Here is a 17,704-nt window from a genome sequence, read left to right on the forward strand (position 1 = left end):
CGGGGATGCGGGCCCCCGGAATGATGGTGGGCCGCCGGTCGTTACACATGGACCCGGCACCCGAGCCCCCCGCTCGCGAAGCCTGCCGGGCGAAGACTTTCCCCTGATCTTTGAGCGCCGTCGTGGTGCTTGCGCCCGCTCGACCCCCATCGAGCCTGGGTGCCGACCCCCGAATGGAGCCACTCTGATGAACACCACCATTCTGCGTAAGAGCGTTCTGGGTATCGCTGGTCTGGCCTTCGCCGGTGGCGTCTTCGCCGGCCCGGTCACCGAGGCCCACGCCGCCCCGGCCGTGGACGCCAAGGCGGTTGCCGTGGTGCAGGCCGACAAGCCCGGCGTGGACAGGCTGATCCCGCACGGTGTGCAGGGCAAGCAGTCGCGCATCGACCTGGGCGATGAGCAGACCGCGAGCGTGAAGGCGATCATCGCGGCGACGAAGAAGTCGGGCATGGACGAGCGGGCCGCGGTGGTGGCGATCGCGACCGCGCTGCAGGAGTCGAAGCTGGAGAACCTGGGTCACCTGGGTGCCCGTAACGACCACGACTCGCAGGGCCTGTTCCAGCAGCGCCCGTCCAGCGGTTGGGGCACCGTTGAGCAGATCACCGACCCCGAGTACAGCACGATGGCGTTCCTGAAGGGTCTGAAGCAGGTCGACGGCTGGCAGGACATGCCGCTGACCGAGGCCGCGCAGACCGTGCAGGTCTCGGCCTACCCGGACCACTACGCCCAGTGGGAGAAGCAGGCCGCCGACCTGGTCGCCAAGCACTGGAACTGACCGCACCTCAACGACTGCTGATCGCCCCTGAACGACACGCTGGCCGGCACCCCTGAGCGGGGTGCCGGCCAGCGGCATATCCGCCGGGGAACCCACCCCTGTCCGGCCGGATCTTGGACACTTACCGTTTCGTCGGAACGACAACTGTCCAAGATCGCCCCGGGCCAGACCCGACCACCCCGTTGATCATGACGTTGGCGGCGGCGGTGGGTCCACTGCCTGCCACCTTCATGATCAACGGGGTGGTCGGCGGAGCGCGGCGCGGTCGGCAACGGCGGGCGGTCCACGGGTGTGGGGGTGCGGGCCACACCCCACCACCGACCAGCCGGCGGGGCGAAATCCACCGACCAGCCGGCGGAGCGGAATCCACCGACCAGCCGGCGGACCGAAGATCACCCCGGGCGGAGCGGGATCACCCCCGCCGATGCCCCACCCAGATGTCCACCCCCGCCGCCACCAACGCCAGCACGACCACCCCCGCCGCCAGCAACAACGAATGCCGGAACGCCGCGGCCCAGTCCCCGCCCGTGCTCGCGAGCGAGGAGAAGAACATCGCCCCGACCGCCGCGATCCCGGCCGCCGAGCCGATCCGCTGGCCGGTCTGGAGCATCCCGGCCGCGCTGCCCGCCTGCGGCACCGGCACCTGGGACAGGGTGAGGGTCTGGTTCGGCGTGATGACCAGCCCGCTGCCCAGCCCGGCCACCAGCAGCGGCACCGCGGTCAGCAGCGGTACGGAGTGCTGCGGCGAGCCGCGCAGCACGAGCACCACCGTGCCGAGGCCGATCACCACGACGACCAGCCCGATGCCGACCAGTGGGCGGCCGAAGCGGTTGACGATCCGGCCGCCGAGCGTCGAGGCGAGTGCGGAGCCGAGGGCGAACGGCGTGATCGCCAGGCCGGCGATCAGCGCGCTGTAGCCGAGGCCGTTCTGCAGGTAGAGCGTGAAGATGAAGAAGATGGCGGTGAACCCGCCGAAGTACACCAGCGCTATCAACGCGCCGAGGGTGTACGAGCGCAGCCGGAACAGCCGCAGGTCGAACAGGGGTGTCTGGTGGCGGGCGTACCGGCGCTCCCAGAGGCCGAAGCCGACCAGGACCGCCAGGCCGGCCGGGACGAGCGCCCACTTCCACGGGCTCTGCCACTGCTCGCGTTGCACCAGCGGCAGCAGCAGGAGCAGCACGCCGACGCCGAGCAGCAGCACACCCACCGGGTCCAGTCGGTGCCGGTCGGGTTGCCCGGTCGGTCGGGCGGGCAGCAGCCGCCAGCCGAGCACCACGGCGAGGATGCCCACCGGCACGTTGACGAAGAACACCCAACGCCAGCCGTGCTCCTCGCCGCCGAGCTGGATGAGCAACCCGCCCAGCAGCGGGCCGACCGCGGTGGAGATGCCGATGGTCGCGCCGAGCAGACCGAAGGCCCGACCTCGTTCGGCGCCCCGGAACAGCTGCTGGATCAGGCCGGTCACCTGGGGGTTGACCACCCCGGCGGCGGCGCCCTGGAGCAGCCGGGTGGTGACCAGCCAGGCGGGCGAGGTGGACAGGCCGGCGAGGGCGCTGGTGAGTGTGAAGAGGGCGACGCCCACCACGAAGGCGGTACGTCGCCCGCGGGCGTCGCCGAACCGACCGGCGGGCACCAGGATCAGCCCGAACGTCAGCGCGTACCCGGAGAGCACCCACTGCAGGTCGCTCGGGCTCGCGTGCAGCGCCCGGTCCATCGACGGGACGGCCACGTTGACGATGCTGACGTCCAGCAGCGTCATGAACGCCGCGACCAGCCCGACCCCGAGGGCCTGCCAACGGCGTCGGTCACCCGCGTCCGTCACGGCGGCCCGTCGATCATCCATGACCGACCGCTACCCGCTTCCATGACCGACCGCTACCCGGCGCCCCGACGGGCAAACCGGTTACGCCATCTGGCGGGCACACCACCGTGGGCCGAAGTCCAGCCCGGCCATCGGGGAGTCCTCCCGGTGCAGCAGGTCCTTCTCGGTGAGCAGGTGCAACGGCCCGTGCACCTCCTCCTCCGCCATCCCCGCCTCCTGGGCGATCGAGTCGGGGTACGGCACCTGGCCGCGCGCCTCCAGCGTGGCGACCGCGTCGTACACCCGTACCTCGGCCTCCGACAGACGTACCTGCTGCATGGTGACCTCCTTGCCGTGACCCGCCCGTCGCACGGGCGGTCTGGGTACCGCGGCTTACCCGCCGGGTGACCGACAATGCCCACCCGATCGGTCGGTCGTGAGCGGCCGGCCGCGCCGGGGTGCCCTAGGCTGGAGCCCGTGATCACCTGGGATCTCGTCGTCGTCGGCGCGGGCCCCGCCGGGCTCTCCGCCGCCCACGCCGCGGCCGGCGCGGGGGTGCGCACGCTGGTGCTGGACCGGGCCGTGCACCCCCGGTACAAGACGTGTGGCGGCGGCCTGATCGGCACCTCGCTGACGGCGGTCGCCGGCCGCATCGAGGTGCCCGCGCACGACCGGGTCGACCGGGTGACCTTCACCCGGGACGGGCGACGCGCCTTCACCCGCCGGCACCGCACCCCGCTGGTGGCCATGGTCCGCCGGGACGAGTTCGACGACCGGCTGCGCGCGGCCGCGGTCGCCGCCGGGGCCGAGCTGCGCGAGGGCGTCGCGGTGCGCGGCATCGACCAGGACCCCGACGGGGTACGGGTACGGCTGGCCGACGGCCAGACCGTGCACGCCCGGACGGTGGTCGGGGCGGACGGTTCCTCGGGGGTCGCCTCCCGGCACGTGGGTGTCCGTTTCCGCCAGGTGGACCTGGGTCTGGAGCGGGAGCTGCCGGTGCCGCCGGCCGAGCAGCGGCGCTGGCGCGGCCGGCTGCTGCTCGACTGGGGAGCGGTGCCCGGCTCGTACGCCTGGGTGTTTCCCAAGGGGTCGAGCCTGACGGTGGGGGTGATCGCCGCCCGCGGCGAGGGGGAGCGGACCCGCGATTACCTGCGCCGCTTCGTCGACCGGCTCGGGCTGTCCGGGGTGGAGGCCGAGCACGACTCCGGGCACCTGACCCGCTGCCGGGCGGCGGGGTCGCCGTTGCGGCACGGCCGGGTGCTGGTCGCCGGCGACGCGGCCGGCCTGCTGGAGCCGTGGAGCCGGGAGGGGATCAGTTACGCGCTGCGCTCCGGGGCACTGGCCGGCGCGGCGGTCGCCGCCGGTGACCTGGCCGGCTACGAGCGGGACGTGACCGAGCAGCTGGTCCCGTCGATGCGGGCCGGGCACCGGCTGCTGGAGGTGTTCGAACGCCGGCCCGACGTCTTCCACGCCCTGCTGGCGACGCCAGCCGGCTGGGGGATGTTCGTCCGGTTCTGCCAGGGCCGGGCCAGCTTCGACCAGACGCTGACCCGGGCCCCCGTGCGGGCCGGTCTGGCGCTGCTGGACCGCCTCCCGCCGGTACGGCAGCGCACGCCGTCGGCCCCCGCCGAGTCGATGACCACCCGATCCGGCTGACACCCCCCGGTCAGGGCACGACCACCGCCCAGCCCTGGACCTCCAGCTGTCCGAGCATCCCCGGAGCGGTCATCCGTACCGCGCGCAGGTGTCCCCACCTCGTCGCCGGCGCGCTGACCCGCGCGGGCGTCGTTGATGCGACGGCGGTGCTGGACCGGCGGCGGCACAATGCGGGCATGACCGACCCACAGCCCACCTCGTTCGACGACGAGGAGTACGCCTTCCTCCGCCACGTGCGCTTCGGCGATCTGCCGCCGGCGGTCCGCCCCGAGGAGCGGGTGGAGCTCACCGAGACCGATCCGCGCCGCGACCGACCCGAGTCGACCAACGACGACGAGTGGCACCTCCGGGTCGGGCCGGGCGGCTGACCGCGACCGGCGAGGCGGCACCGGACGCGGACGGGCCGCGGGGGTCGAGCCCCGCGGCCCGTCGGCGTGTGTCGGTGGTACGGCTCAGAAGACCGGCACGCCCTCGCGCACCAGCTTCCAGTTCGGGACGTAGAAGTCGACCGGGTCGATGGTGCCCTTCGCCTGCGCCCAGTCGATCAGCAGCTGGCGGATCTCCTGCTGCTCGTTGTAGACCTGGGTCTTGACGATGCCGGGGAAGTTGCCGCCACCGCTGCGCCGGTAGTTGTTCACCGCGATCACGAACTGCGCGGTGTCGGCCACCGGGGTGTCGGTGCCGGCCAGCACCAGGCGGGTGATCCGCTGGCCGACCGGCTTACTGATGTCGATGTCGTAGTCGACGCCCGAGATCACGTCGTAGTTGTAGTCCGGCACGGCCGGGTCGCTGATGGTGGCCGGGTCGACGGCCGCGCCCACCGGCAGGGTGACGAAGTACTTCGCCGAGAACTCCAGGTACGCCTTCACCTCGGCGCCGGTGAGCACCACGGCCTCGAGGGTGTTGTCGAAGACGTAGAGGCCGGCCACGTCGCGGATCCGCACGTCGCCCTGCGGGAAGACCGCGGTGCGGCTGAACGGGGCGGCGATCGACAGCACCGGCAGCGACGCGTACGACGTGGCGGCCAGCGCCGCGGTGACGACCTCGGTCTGGACGTGGTTGATGAAGTCCAGGATCGGAGTGTCCCTGTACCGCGACTCGGCGGCCGACAGCTCCTCGGAGGACTGGGCGACGACCGTGTTGACGTAGTCGACGGTCTTGTCGTGCTGGCCGCGCACGGCCGCGAGCACCGCCGGGTCCTCCACCACCGTGTTGGTGTTGAGCATGGTGGCGCGCTTGGTGACGACCTTCCAGGTGCCGCGCACCTTCTGGACGGTGAAGTCCATCCGGGTCAACCGCTGGCCCCACTTCGACGGCTCGGCGGTGAGTACCTGCGCGCCGGTGGCCGTGTTGGTGACGAACTTCTCCACCACCTCGGCGTGGGCGTGGCCGAAGAGGATCGCGTCGATGCCGGGGACCTGCTGGGCGATCAGCGTGACGGGATTCTCGTTCGGCAGCTCCGGGCCGTAGCTGGAGGTGCCGCTGTCGCCGCCGTGCGCCGAGATGATGACCAGGTCGGCGCCGCGCTCGCGCATGTTCGGCACCCACTTGGCGGCGGTCTCGACCATGCCCGGGAAGACCAGCTTGCCCTCGACGTTGCCCTTGTCCCAGATGGCCACGCCCGGGTTGGTGAGGCCGAGGATGCCGATGTTGATGGTCGGGGAGTCCCAGCCGCCGAGGCGGACCTTCTTGATCACGTACGGCAGGTAGGCCGGCTTGCCGGTGGCCGCGTTGACCGCGTTGGCGGCGAGCGCCGGGAAGCCCAGCTGCGAGATCCAGGTGGCCAGCAGCGGCAGGCCGTAGTTGAACTCGTGGTTGCCCAGCGTCACGGCGTCGTACTTCAGGATGTTCATGGCGTTCGCCATCGGGTGCGTCTCACCGCTGGTGGTGATCGGCTCCTGCTTGGCGTAGTAGGTGGCCAGCGGCGTGCCCTGGATGGTGTCTCCGGCGTCGAGGACCAGGGTCGGCTTGCCCTTGCGCTCGGCGCGGATCTGGTTGACCAGGGTGGCCAGCTTGGCGACGCCGACATCGTTGTGCCTGCTGTCGTCGTACTCGGCGTCCTTGTAGTAATCCCAGTTGTAGACGTTGCCGTGGGTGTCCGACGTGCCGAGCACGGTCAGGTCCCAGGTCTTCGGTCCCGTCGCCTCTGCGGCCCGGGCGGGGGCGCCGGCGATCAGGGGGGTGGTCGCCGCGGCGGCGGCGACGGCCAGCACCTGGCGCCGCGAGGCGCCGGAGGAGGAGGTCATGCGGTGCCCTTCCAATGGGGGTGAGGCGCCTCGTGGGCACCGTTGCGCACCATAACGAGCCGCTGTCACTCCCGCCACAGTGGCTCGAGGTGTTCCACCCCACCAGCGCCGCCGGCCATCGTGGCGTAACACCGAGGTCGTCCGGGCGGCGGTCGCCGTCGTTTCCGGCCCGGCCCGCCGGGTAGGGCAGACGAGCAGAAGGCCGGACGAACTACCCCGAGGAGCACCGGTGAGCGAGGACCAGTACACCCAGCAGGACCCCACCGAGCAGTACGGCCAGCAGCAGGGCCAGCCCGCCCAGCAGCAGTCCGCGCCCGGCTCCACCGGCGAGATGGGCCCGAAGCCCGACCACGGCGAGGAGTCGTACCGGGGCAGCGACCGGCTGACCGGCAAGCGGGCCCTGATCACCGGCGGTGACTCTGGCATCGGCCGCGCGGTGGCGATCGCCTTCGCCCGCGAGGGCGCCGACGTGGTCATCTCCTACCTGAGCGAGGAGGAGGACGCCGACGCCCGGGAGACGGTGCGGCTGGTCGAGGAGGCCGGCCGCCGGGGCGTGGCGGTGCGCACCGACCTCACCGACGAGGGCCACTGCCGGGAGCTGGTGAAGCGGACCCTGGCCGACCTGGGCGGCATCGACATCCTGGTGAACAACGCCGCCTACCAGATGTCCCAGGACGACGGCATCGCCGGCATCAGCACCGCCCAGTTCGACCGGGTCCTGAAGACCAACCTGTACGCCATGTTCTGGCTGTGCCAGGAGGCGATCCCGCACATGGACGACGGCGCCACGATCATCAACACCACGTCGATCCAGGCCTTCGACCCGTCACCGCAGCTGCTCGACTACGCCACCACCAAGGCGGGGATCGCCAACTTCACCAAGGGGCTCGCGGCGCAGCTGGCCGAGAAGGGCGTCCGGGTCAACGCGGTGGCCCCCGGCCCGATCTGGACGCCGCTCATCCCGGCCACCATGCCGCAGGAGAAGGTCAAGCAGTTCGGCACGGACACCCCGATGGGACGCCCCGGCCAGCCGGCGGAACTCGCCCCCACGTACGTCTTCTTCGCCTCGCAGGAGTCCAGCTACGTCACCGGTGAGATCCTCGGCGTGACCGGCGGCCGCTTCACCAAGTGAGCGCAACGCGCCCAGCTGGCCGTCGCGGCGGTCAGCGGGGCCAGGCGGCCAGCCGGCGACGGACCTCGGCGATCCGCGCGTCGTCCAGGCCGTAGCGGGTGAACCGCTGGTCCGGCACCCGGTCCAGGTAGCGGCCCGCCTCCCGGACGTCGTCGTCGTCCAGCGCCGGATCGACCTGCCGGGCCAGCGCCAGCAGCTCGGCCACCGGGTAGTGGTCCAGCGCCGCCGACACGTCGATGTAGTCGCGGACCTCGCGCCGGTTGACCAGCGCGGCGGTCTTGTTCGCCACCAGGTCCCGGACGTCCATCACCGGGCCGAAGTCCATCACCACGGGGGAGCGGTACCGGTCGAGCCGGGCGAGGCTCAGCCGGATCCGCCTCGGGCCGCGGGTGACCACGAAATCCTTCATGTCCCGGTCGAAGCCGTCGAACAGCTCGCCCAGGTCGCTGTCCGGGTCGGCGTCGGCCACCTCGAACCCGGCGCGCTCCAGCGCCGCCCGCACCTCCGCGGCGGCGGCCGCCGCCGCGCCCTCCACGTCGGCGAACAGGTCGACGTCCTCGGTGGGGCGGGTGACCAGCCCGTGCGCGGCCCAGGCCACCCCGCCGCCGAGCACGAACCGGTGCGGCCCGGCCGCCGTGAGCGCCACCCGGGCGACCTCCCGGTAGAACTCGTGCAGGTGAGGGCCGCTCACGCGGTACGCAGACCCCGGTGCCGACTCTCCCACGCCTGCCGGACGCCCCGCGGCAGGTTCAACCGCCGCCACACCCGCCGCAACGTCCGGCCGTTGATCAGGTGCCGCAGGTCCTCGGCGCGGGTGGTCTCCCGCAGCACGTTCTCGTACATCCACAGCAACTGGTCCGGGTCACCCAGGTCGAACGTCCGGTCGGCGTTCCACATCAACCGCACCGGCAGCTCCACCACCCCCCGGGTGGGCCCGGCCAGCTCCGCCAGGGTGCGCGCCACCACGGCGGGACGGCCCGGGCGGGCCAGGTGGGGCGCGGTGCTGACGACGGCCTGCATGGTGTCAGGGTAACGCCGACTCCGCCTTGCGCAGCCGACCAGGCCGCCCGCATTCCGCTCCCCGCCCATTTCTCCCGTCCCGCGCCCCCGCTCCCACCACCCCCCGCTGCGGCCGATCACGCCCGTCTCCGGCACCGATCACACCCGCCGACGCAGGCCGGCCTCGACCGCCTCGGGCTGGCCGCCCGGTCGGTGCCCGCCGGGTACGCGGCCAAGATCCGCGCCCGCACCTTCCTGACGCGTTCGTCCCGCACGGTCCGTGCCCGCGCCTCCTGACCCGCCCGTCCCGCATGGTCCGCGCCGCCCGGCCACCCCTGCCCGAGTACGCGAGCCGCCCCGGCCCTGCCCGTCGTCGCCTCCGCGATTTGCGGTGTGTCGCGGGGGACCTGGGCGCGAGATCGCGCGACAGGCCGCAAACCGTGCCCCTCGCGGGGTGGCCCGGTGCCGGTGCCGTGAGTGCGGGCGGCCGCGGACTGAGGGGCGGCAAGGCGCGGGGTTCGCCCGTTCCGGTCGCTCGCCGTGCCGGGATGTCCGGTTCCGGCCGGATCGGCGTGCCGGTTGTCGCGCGCCGGGCTGGCCTTCGCGTTCCGGATGTCCGGTTGCCGGCTCGGCTGGGCGTGCCCGGATGTCCGGGTCTGGTCGGCGAGTGGCGGGTCGTCCCGTGACCGGCGGCATGCTGGCGGTGGAATGGTGGCCGGGCGGGGGTCGTTACATCACCTGGACGATCGCAGCAGCACCCCCGTTGGCCTGGCCCGATCACGTGGGCCGCCCGGGGTGCCCGGGCACCGGAATGATGACGGGCCCCGGGTCGTTACATCACCTGACGATCGCAGCAGCACCCCCGCTGGCCTGGCCCGAACGCGTGGCCGGCCCGGGGATGGGCCCCCGGAATGATGGTGGGCCGCCGGTCGTGGACCCGGCGCCGTGAGCCCCCCGCTCGCGAAGCCTGCCGGGGCGAAGACTTTCCCCTTTGATCTTTTGAGCGCCGTCGTGGTGCTTGCGCGTGTCCGACCCCCCTTGGACACGTCGCCGACCCCCGAATGGAGCCACTCTGATGAACACCACCATTCTGCGTAAGAGCGTTCTGGGTATTGCTGGTCTGGCCTTCGCCGGTGGCGTCTTCGCCGGCCCGGTCACCGAGGCCCACGCCGCCCCGGCCGTGGACGCCAAGGCGGTTGCCGTGGTGCAGGCCGACAAGCCCGGCGTGGACAGGCTGATCCCGCACGGTGTGCAGGGCAAGCAGTCCCACATCGACCTCGGCGACGAGCAGACCGCCAACGTGAAGGCGATCATCGCAGCGACGAAGAAGTCGGGCATGGACGAGCGCGCGGCCGTGGTGGCCATCGCGACCGCCCTGCAGGAGTCGAAGCTGGAGAACCTGGGTCACCTGGGTGCCCGTAACGACCACGACTCGCAGGGCCTGTTCCAGCAGCGCCCGTCCAGCGGTTGGGGCACCGTCGAGCAGATCACCGACCCCGAGTACAGCACGATGGCGTTCCTCAAGGGTCTGAAGCAGGTCGACGGCTGGCAGGACATGCCGCTGACCAAGGCCGCCCAGACCGTGCAGGTCTCGGCCTACCCGGACCACTACGCCCAGTGGGAGAAGCAGGCCGCCGACCTCGTCGCCAAGCACTGGAACAACTGACCCACCCTGAACCAACACGCTGGCCGGCACCCCCGAGCGGGGTACCGGCCAGCGGCACATCCACACCCCACCCACCGACCACCGCGACCCACGCACGGAACAAGCAGTGGCACGCGTCACGACGGCCGGTGGAAGACCCGGAGCGGGTAGCCTGTTGAGTCAGGTGTCGGTGTGTCCAGTGTCCCCGGGCCTCACCTAAATTGCCTTCGCGGAATACCGTTCGGCTGGAGCCGCGTCGTGCCACTCGCCGAGAGGCGACCTGCACACCGACACCCCAGCGCCGCCCCCGACCCAGCAGGGCCGGGGGCGGCGCTGTTTCGTGCGGCGGAAGGGATCGCTGGGCTCCCCTCGCGGACCCTGCCGTCCTGCCCTATGTTCAGAAGGTCAGCTTCCGCGGCGTCGGGGAGGAGGTGCCGAGCGTGGGCGTGCGTACCTTCCTCGAGGGCTGGCCGGTCTACCGGCAGCTCACCGGCACCGACCCGCTGGGTCGAGGTGCCGCCGCGCAGTCCGGCCGCTCCGCCGAGCTGACCGCCCGCACCGAGACGGCGGACAGCATGGCCCGCTCGGTCTGCCCGTACTGCGCGGTGGGCTGCGGGCAGCGGGTGTTCGTCACCGACGGTCGGGTCACCCAGATCGAGGGCGACCCGGACAGTCCGATCTCGCGCGGCCGGCTCTGCCCGAAGGGTTCGGCCAGCAAGAGCCTGGTGACCAGTCCCTTGCGGCAGACCACGGTCCGCTACCGGCGGCCGTACGCCACCGAGTGGGAGGACCTGGAGCTCGACACCGCGCTCGACATGATCGCCGACCGGATCCTCGCCGCCCGTGAGGAGACCTGGGAGGACGTCGACAGCGAGGGCCGGCCGCTCAACCGGACGTTGGGCATCTCCAGCCTGGGCGGGGCGACGCTGGACAACGAGGAGAACTACCTCATCAAGAAGCTGTTCACGGCGATGGGGGCGCTCCAGATCGAGAACCAGGCGCGGATTTGACACTCCGCCACCGTCCCCGGTCTGGGGACCAGCTTCGGTCGCGGTGGTGCGACGGACTTCCAGCAGGACGTCGCCAACGCTGACGTCATCGTCATCCAGGGCTCGAACATGGCCGAGGCCCACCCGGTGGGCTTCCAGTGGGTGATGGAGGCCAAGCGGCGCGGCGCCAAGGTGTTCCACGTCGATCCCCGGTTCACCCGGACCAGCGCCGTGGCCGACACGTACCTGCCGATCCGCGCGGGCACCGACATCGCGCTGCTCGGCGGGGTGGTGCGCTACATCCTCGAGAACGAGCTGGACTTCCGGGAGTACGTGCTGGCGTACACGAACGCCGCCACCATCGTCAGCGAGCGGTACGTCGACGCCGAGGACGGTGACGGCTTCTTCTCCGGGTTCGATCCGGAGACCAGCAGCTACGTGCAGGACAGCTGGCAGTACGAGGGCCACGAGGATTCCTCCGGCAGTGGGCACACCGCCAAGGAGCGGGACAGCGCGGCCGGGCTGCGCCACGAGTCGCACGGCGCCCAGGTCGCCGGTCAGGTGCCGCGGGACGAGACGTTGCAGCACCCGCGCTGCGTCTACCAGATCCTCAAGCGGCACTTCGCCCGCTACACGCCGGAGATGGTGGAACGGGTCTGCGGCATCCCTCAGGACAAGTTCCTGGAACTGGCCCGCGCCTGGACGGAGAACTCCGGCCGGGAGCGCACCGGGGTGCTCATCTACTCGGTGGGCTGGACCCAGCACAGCGTCGGCGTCCAGTACATCCGCACCGGCGCGATCATCCAGCTCCTGCTGGGCAACATGGGTCGGCCCGGCGGCGGGATCCTGGCGCTGCGCGGGCACGCCAGCATCCAGGGCTCCACCGACATCCCGACGCTGTTCAACCTGCTCCCCGGCTACCTGCCGATGCCGCACCACGCCGACCACCCGACCTTCGACCAGTGGGTCGACAGCATCCGGCACCCCGGCCAGAAGGGTTTCTGGGGCAACGCGCGCGCCTTCGGCGCGAGCCTGCTCAAGGCGTACTGGGGTGACGCGGCGACGCCGGAGAACGACTTCTGCTACGGGTACCTGCCCCGGATGACCGGCGACCACGGCACCTACCAGCAGGTGCTGAACATGATCGACGGCAAGGTGAAGGGCTACTTCCTGCTCGGCCAGAACCCGGCGGTCGGCTCCGCGCACGGCCGCGCGCAGCGCCTGGGCATGGCCAACCTCGACTGGCTGGTCGTCCGCGACCTGTTCATGATCGAGAGCGCGACCTTCTGGAAGAACGGCCCGGAGGTCGCCACCGGCGAGATCGTGCCGGAGGAGTGCCGCACCGAGGTGTTCTTCCTGCCCGCCGCCTCGCACGTGGAGAAGGAGGGCACCTTCACCCAGACGCAGCGGCTGTTGCAGTGGCGGGAGAAGGCCCTCGACCCGCCGGGCGATGCCCGCTCCGAGCTGTGGTTCTTCTACCACCTCGGCCGCCGGCTACGGGAGAAGCTGGCCGACTCGGACCAGCCGCGGGACCGGGCCCTGCTCGACCTGACCTGGGACTATCCCACGCACGGTCCGCACGCCGAGCCCAGCGCCGAGGCGGTGCTGCGCGAGATCAACGGGTACGACGTGGCGACCGGCCGCCCGCTGTCCGCGTTCGCCGAGGCCAGGGACGACGGGTCCACCGCCATCGGCTGCTGGATCTACACCGGCGTCTACGCCGACGGGGTCAACCAGGCCGCCCGGCGGAAGTCCCGGCACGAGCAGGACTGGGTGGCCGCCGAGTGGGGGTGGGCCTGGCCGGCGAACCGCCGCACCCTGTACAACCGTGCCTCGGCCGACCCGCAGGGCCGCCCGTGGAGCGAACGGAAACGCTACGTCTGGTGGGATCCGGACGCCGGCGAGTGGACCGGCCACGACGTGCCGGACTTCGAGAAGACCAAACCGCCGACGTACCGGCCGCCGGAGGGCGCGTCCGGGCCGGCGGGGATCGCCGGTGACGACCCGTTCGTCATGCAGCCCGACGGCAAGGGCTGGCTGTACGCGCCGAGTGGGGTGCTCGACGGCCCGCTGCCGACGCACTTCGAGCCGGCCGAGTCGCCGCTGCGCAACCCGCTCTACCGTCAGCAGGCCAACCCGACCCGGAAGGTCTACGCCCACCCGGTGAACTCGGTGAACCCGAGCCCGCCCGAGGAGCACAGCCAGGTCTTCCCGTACGTGTTCACGGTGAGCCGGTTGACCGAGCACCACACGGCCGGCGCGATGAGCCGGACGGTGCGGCCGCTGGCGGAGTTGCAGCCGGAGATGTTCGTCGAGGTGTCGCCGGAGCTGGCCGGCGAGACCGGCCTGACCCATCTGGGCTGGGCGCACCTGGTCAGCGGCCGGGCGGTGATCGAGGCGAAGGTGCTGGTCACCGACCGGCTCACCCCGCTGCGGGTGGACGGCCGGGTGATCCACCAGGTCTGGCTGCCGTACCACTTCGGCTTCGAGGGCCTGGTGACCGGCGACTCGGCCAACGACCTGTTCGGCATCACCCTGGACCCGAACGTACTGATCCAGGAGAGCAAGGTCGGCACCTGCGACGTGCGGCCCGGGCGGCGGCCGACCGGGCCGGCCCTGCGGGACCTGGTCGCCGACTACCAGCGGCGGGCCGGGATCGTGCCGGGACGGTCGGCGCCCACGGTGACCGAAGGGGTGCACCCTCCTGCGCCGGCGCCCGCCGAGGGGGAGGATGTCGACGATGCCTGACGCCAACAGCCTCTACGGCCCCCTCGACCCCGCCCCGGACGCCGGCTGGGTCGACGCCGGTCCGCGGGTGGGCTTCTTCACCGACACCAGCGTCTGCATCGGCTGCAAGGCGTGCGAGGTGGCCTGCAAGGAGTGGAACGCGGTACCGGATTCCGGGTTCGACCTGCTCGGCATGTCGTACGACAACACCGGCGCGCTGACCGCCAACTCCTGGCGGCACGTGGCCTTCATCGAGCAGCCCGTCCCGGCCGGGCACCGCACCCCGCCGTTCGCCGGCACCCCGACCGACGGGTCGGTCAGCGCGTCCTCGGCGGCCGTCGCCGCCGGCACCGGCAACCCGACCGGCACCGACCCGGGCGTGCCGCCGGGCTCGGCCTCCGCCGCCGCCCGGATGGCCACCGATGGCGCCGCGGCACCGGCCACCGTCGCCGATCGCGGCAACGGCACCCGGGCGGGCGGTGAGTTCCTCGGCATGCCCGGTTCGCAGCCGCCCGGCCGGTCCACCGGCGTCGAGGAGCGCACCGAATTCCGCTGGCTGATGATGTCGGACGTCTGCAAGCACTGCACCCACGCCGCCTGCCTGGACGTCTGCCCGACCGGCTCGCTGTTCCGCACCGAGTTCGGCACGGTGGTGGTCCAGGAGGACATCTGCAACGGCTGCGGCTACTGCATCTCGGCCTGCCCGTACGGGGTGATCGACCAGCGTAAGGGGGACGGCCGGGCGTGGAAGTGCACGCTCTGCTACGACCGTCTCGGCGCGGGCATGACGCCCGCCTGCGCGCAGGCCTGCCCCACCGAGTCGATCCAGTTCGGACCGCTGGACGAGCTGCGGGAGCGGGCGGCGCGGCGGGTGGCCCAGCTGCACGAGCGGGGGGTGCCGGAGGCGCGGCTCTACGGCAACGACCCCACCGACGGCGTGGGCGGTGACGGTGCGTTCTTCCTGCTGCTCGACGAGCCCGAGGTGTACGGCCTGCCGCCGGACCCGGTGGTGACCACGCGCGATCTGCCGAAGATGTGGAAGCGGGCCGGGCTGGCCGCGCTGGCCATGACGGCGGCCGTGGTCGCCGCGTTCGTCGGAGGTTCGTCGTGAGTCCGGACCGCACGCCCGTCGGCTCGCTGTTCCGTCGCTTCCGCGACCGGCTGGAGACGCAGGGACCGGCCCGCCTCGGCGGCCCCGGCCACCGGGGCGGCCACGGGCCCAAGATCGGCGTGGGGCCCGCCGGCTCCGAGCCGTCGGCGGCGTTGGCCGGAGAGTCCGGCGGTCCGGGCACCGACCAGCGGCGGGTCGGTGCGGGCGCCATGACGTCCGGACCCGCCCCCGCACCGGACCCGGCCGCCGTGGACGCCCGCCGGGCGACAGGGCGTGACCAGGCCGCCGTGGACGCCGCCCGGACAACAGGGCCTGGCCAGGCCGCCGTGGACGCCGCCCGGCCAGCAGCGCCCGACCGGGGCGCGGTGAACGGCGCCCGGGCCACCGGCCGTGCAGGCCGTGCGCGCGGTACCGGCGTCGGTACGGGCCGCACCGACTCGGAAGCCGCGGAGATGCGCCTCGCCCCGGACCCGCCGCGCGACGTCGCGCCGGTGGACCGCAGGGGTCGCCGCAGGCGGGCGGGGCGCGGCGGCGAGGAGCTGCGCGTGCCGGAGGCCGACTTCACCTCGTACTACGGCCGGCCGATCCTCAAGGCGCCGGTGTGGCGGTGGGACATCGCCGCGTACCTGTTCACCGGGGGCCTGGCCGCCGGCTCGTCGCTGCTGGCCGCCGGCGGGCAGCTCACCGGCCGCCCGGCGTTGCGCCGCGCCGGCCGGGTCACGGCGCTGGGCGCGGTCACCGCCAGCGCGTACTTTCTGATCCACGACCTGGGGCGGCCGTCCCGCTTCCACCACATGCTGCGGGTCGCGAAGCCGACCTCGCCGATGTCGGTGGGCACCTGGATCCTGAGCGCCTTCGGGCCGGCCGCCGGCGTGGCCGCGATCGCCGAGGCGGCGCCCTGGCTCCCCGAGCGGGGGGTGCTCGGGCTGGCCCGCCGGGTGCTGCCCCCGGTCGGGCAGGCCGCCGGGCTGGCCGCCGCCGCCACCGCGCCGGCCCTGGCCACGTACACCGGGGTGCTGCTGGCGGGGACGGCGGTGCCGTCGTGGCACGAGGCGTACCCGGAACTGCCGACCATCTTCGCGGGCAGCGCGCTGGCCAGCGGCGCCGGCGTGGGGCTGATCGCCGCGCCGTGCGCGCAGGCCGGCCCGGCGCGGCGGATGGCCGTGGCCGGCGCGGCGCTGGAACTGCTCGGCTCGCACTCGGTGGAGACCCGGCTCGGGTTGCTCAGTGAGCCGTACCGGACGGGCCGGGCCGGCCGGCTGCTGCGCGCCGGGCGGGCGTTGACCGCCGTCGGGGTGGCCGGGGCGCTGGTCGGCCGGCGCAGCCGGGTGATCTCCGCGCTCTCCGGCGGGGCGCTGCTCGCCGCGTCGGTGGCCACCCGGTTCGGCATCTTCCACGGTGGCGTCGCCTCGGCCCGGGATCCGAAGTACACGGTCGTGCCGCAGCGGGAGCGGGTGCGCCGCCGGGAGGCCGGCGAAGGCTGAGGCTCGCCGCGCGACGGGCCGAGGGGTTGTGGTTGACTCCTCAACGGAGGCGTTCAGGAGGCTGGTGCCCCTCCCGGTCTTCAAAACCGGTGTGGCCCGGGACCCGGGCCAGGCGGGTTCGATTCCCGTCCGTCTCCGCCAAACCGCTCGGGAGATGACGCGCATGGGCGAGGCGCCGGCCGACCCACGACGGCGGGTGCCGCGCACCGACACCCTGCTGGCCGACCCGCGCCTGGCCGCGGCGGTCGCCACCCTCGGCCGCGACCGGGTCAAGGCCGCCGTGGGCCGCGCCCAGGAGCGCGCCCGCCGCGGCGACATCACCCCCGAACAGGTACCCGACGACGCCCTCGCCGCGCTGCCCGCGCCGGTGCCGCGCGCGGTGCTCAACGCCACCGGCGTCGTGCTGCACACCAACCTCGGCCGGGCGCCATTGTCGGCTGCCGCCGTCGAGGCGGTCGCCGCCGCCGCCGGGCACACGGACGTGGAGCTGGACCTGCGCACCGGGCGGCGCGCCCGGCGGGGACGCGACGCCCTGGACGCGCTCGCCGCCGCGGTGCCGGACGCGGCGGCCGTGCACGTGGTGAACAACGGCGCCGCCGCGCTGGTGCTCGCCGCCACCGCCCTGGCCGCCGGCGCGGAGATCGTGGTGAGCCGGGGCGAACTGGTGGAGATCGGCGACGGGTTCCGCCTGCCCGACCTGATGGAGAGCACCGGCGCCCGGCTACGGGAGGTCGGCACCACCAACCGCACCACCCTGGCCGACTACGCGGCGGCGATCGGCCCGACGACGGGCTTCGTGCTGAAGGTGCACCCGTCGAACTTCCTGGTCACCGGCTTCACCTCGGCCGTGCCGGTCCGCGCGCTGGCCACCCTCGGCGTGCCGGTGGTGGCCGACATCGGCTCCGGGCTGCTCGCGGCGGACCCGCTGCTGCCCGACGAGCCGGACGCCGCCAGCACCCTGCGGGCCGGCGCGGCGCTGGTCACCGCCAGCGGCGACAAGCTCCTCGGCGGGCCGCAGGCCGGGCTGCTGCTCGGCGACGCCGCGCTGGTCGAGCGGCTGCGCCGGCACCCCCTCGCCCGCGCGCTGCGGGTCGACAAGCTCACCCTCGCCGCCCTGGCGGCCACCCTGCACGGCCCGG

15 protein-coding genes and 1 tRNA gene are annotated in these 17,704 nt (G+C 73.1%); 10 read left to right on the forward strand and 6 right to left on the reverse strand.

Features of this window, described 5'->3' with window-relative positions:
* The first annotated feature begins 187 nt into the window (after nucleotides 1-187).
* Nucleotides 188-775 (forward strand): hypothetical protein, encoded by a 588-nt coding sequence (locus KBX37_RS11890; RefSeq protein ID WP_210775963.1) that lies wholly within the window; start codon nucleotides 188-190, stop codon nucleotides 773-775.
* Nucleotides 776-1,187: 412 nt separating this feature from the next.
* Here KBX37_RS11890 and KBX37_RS11895 read toward each other — a convergent pair whose 3' ends face one another.
* Nucleotides 1,188-2,618 (reverse strand): MFS transporter, encoded by a 1,431-nt coding sequence (locus tag KBX37_RS11895; RefSeq protein ID WP_210775964.1) that lies wholly within the window; start codon nucleotides 2,616-2,618, stop codon nucleotides 1,188-1,190.
* A gap of 60 nt (nucleotides 2,619-2,678) precedes the next feature.
* The gene (locus tag KBX37_RS11900) at nucleotides 2,679-2,915 is read right to left on the reverse strand and encodes a hypothetical protein (protein ID WP_088962112.1); all 237 of its coding nucleotides are present in this window, start codon (nucleotides 2,913-2,915) and stop codon (nucleotides 2,679-2,681) included.
* Nucleotides 2,916-3,053: 138 nt separating this feature from the next.
* Here KBX37_RS11900 and KBX37_RS11905 point away from each other — a divergent pair, with 138 nt between their 5' ends.
* The gene (locus tag KBX37_RS11905) at nucleotides 3,054-4,232 is read left to right on the forward strand and encodes a geranylgeranyl reductase family protein (RefSeq protein ID WP_210775965.1); all 1,179 of its coding nucleotides are present in this window, start codon (nucleotides 3,054-3,056) and stop codon (nucleotides 4,230-4,232) included.
* A 10-nt stretch (nucleotides 4,233-4,242) separates the two neighbouring features.
* Here the strand turns inward: KBX37_RS11905 and KBX37_RS11910 are convergent, their stop codons facing one another.
* Nucleotides 4,243-4,410 carry a hypothetical protein gene (locus tag KBX37_RS11910; RefSeq protein ID WP_210775966.1) on the reverse strand — a complete coding sequence of 56 codons (168 nt, stop codon included), beginning with the start codon at nucleotides 4,408-4,410 and terminating at the stop codon, nucleotides 4,243-4,245.
* Between KBX37_RS11910 and KBX37_RS11915 the strand changes: the two genes are divergently transcribed.
* Nucleotides 4,409-4,600 carry a hypothetical protein gene (locus KBX37_RS11915; RefSeq protein WP_210775967.1) on the forward strand — a complete coding sequence of 64 codons (192 nt, stop codon included), beginning with the start codon at nucleotides 4,409-4,411 and terminating at the stop codon, nucleotides 4,598-4,600. The two genes, KBX37_RS11910 and KBX37_RS11915, sit on opposite strands and share 2 nt — an antisense overlap.
* 84 nt (nucleotides 4,601-4,684) lie before the next feature.
* On the opposite strand, the gene KBX37_RS11920 is transcribed toward KBX37_RS11915, so the two are convergent.
* The gene (locus tag KBX37_RS11920; protein WP_210775968.1) at nucleotides 4,685-6,478 is read right to left on the reverse strand and encodes a bifunctional UDP-sugar hydrolase/5'-nucleotidase; all 1,794 of its coding nucleotides are present in this window, start codon (nucleotides 6,476-6,478) and stop codon (nucleotides 4,685-4,687) included.
* Between the two features lie 229 nt (nucleotides 6,479-6,707).
* On the opposite strand from KBX37_RS11920, the gene KBX37_RS11925 reads away from it, so the two are divergent.
* Nucleotides 6,708-7,610: an SDR family oxidoreductase gene (locus KBX37_RS11925; RefSeq protein WP_210775969.1), complete on the forward strand. Its 903-nt coding sequence runs from the start codon at nucleotides 6,708-6,710 to the stop codon at nucleotides 7,608-7,610.
* Between the two features lie 31 nt (nucleotides 7,611-7,641).
* On the opposite strand, the gene KBX37_RS11930 is transcribed toward KBX37_RS11925, so the two are convergent.
* Together KBX37_RS11930 and KBX37_RS11935 are read right to left on the reverse strand one after the other, a co-directional pair.
* On the reverse strand, nucleotides 7,642-8,301 hold the full coding sequence (locus KBX37_RS11930; protein ID WP_307849043.1) for a nucleotidyl transferase AbiEii/AbiGii toxin family protein: 660 nt from the start codon (nucleotides 8,299-8,301) through the stop codon (nucleotides 7,642-7,644).
* On the reverse strand, nucleotides 8,298-8,630 hold the full coding sequence (locus KBX37_RS11935) for a hypothetical protein (RefSeq protein ID WP_154936863.1): 333 nt from the start codon (nucleotides 8,628-8,630) through the stop codon (nucleotides 8,298-8,300). Before KBX37_RS11935 ends, KBX37_RS11930 begins: the two co-directional genes overlap by 4 nt.
* A 1,054-nt stretch (nucleotides 8,631-9,684) precedes the next feature.
* Here KBX37_RS11935 and KBX37_RS11940 point away from each other — a divergent pair.
* The 6 genes from KBX37_RS11940 to selA form a co-directional block, all read left to right on the forward strand.
* On the forward strand, nucleotides 9,685-10,275 hold the full coding sequence (locus tag KBX37_RS11940) for a hypothetical protein (protein ID WP_210775970.1): 591 nt from the start codon (nucleotides 9,685-9,687) through the stop codon (nucleotides 10,273-10,275).
* Nucleotides 10,276-10,694: 419 nt separating this feature from the next.
* Nucleotides 10,695-13,991, forward strand: a complete 3,297-nt coding sequence (gene fdh / locus KBX37_RS11950) for a formate dehydrogenase (RefSeq protein ID WP_307849044.1) — start codon at nucleotides 10,695-10,697, stop codon at nucleotides 13,989-13,991.
* Nucleotides 13,984-15,081, forward strand: coding sequence for a 4Fe-4S dicluster domain-containing protein (locus KBX37_RS11955; RefSeq protein WP_210775973.1), 1,098 nt, complete (start codon nucleotides 13,984-13,986; stop codon nucleotides 15,079-15,081). The genes fdh and KBX37_RS11955 overlap by 8 nt, the downstream gene beginning before the upstream one ends.
* 452 nt (nucleotides 15,082-15,533) lie before the next feature.
* Entirely contained in the window at nucleotides 15,534-16,565 is a 1,032-nt protein-coding gene (gene nrfD, locus KBX37_RS11960) for an NrfD/PsrC family molybdoenzyme membrane anchor subunit (protein ID WP_210775980.1), read from the forward strand.
* A gap of 45 nt (nucleotides 16,566-16,610) precedes the next feature.
* Nucleotides 16,611-16,706, forward strand: a tRNA-Sec gene (locus KBX37_RS11965).
* A 22-nt stretch (nucleotides 16,707-16,728) separates the two neighbouring features.
* Nucleotides 16,729-17,704 (forward strand): L-seryl-tRNA(Sec) selenium transferase (selA, locus tag KBX37_RS11970; protein WP_210775974.1); only part of this gene is annotated, 976 nt, incomplete at its 3' end.

This window comes from Micromonospora sp. U56 (genome assembly GCF_018070095.1).
Classification (GTDB): domain Bacteria; phylum Actinomycetota; class Actinomycetes; order Mycobacteriales; family Micromonosporaceae; genus Micromonospora; species Micromonospora purpureochromogenes.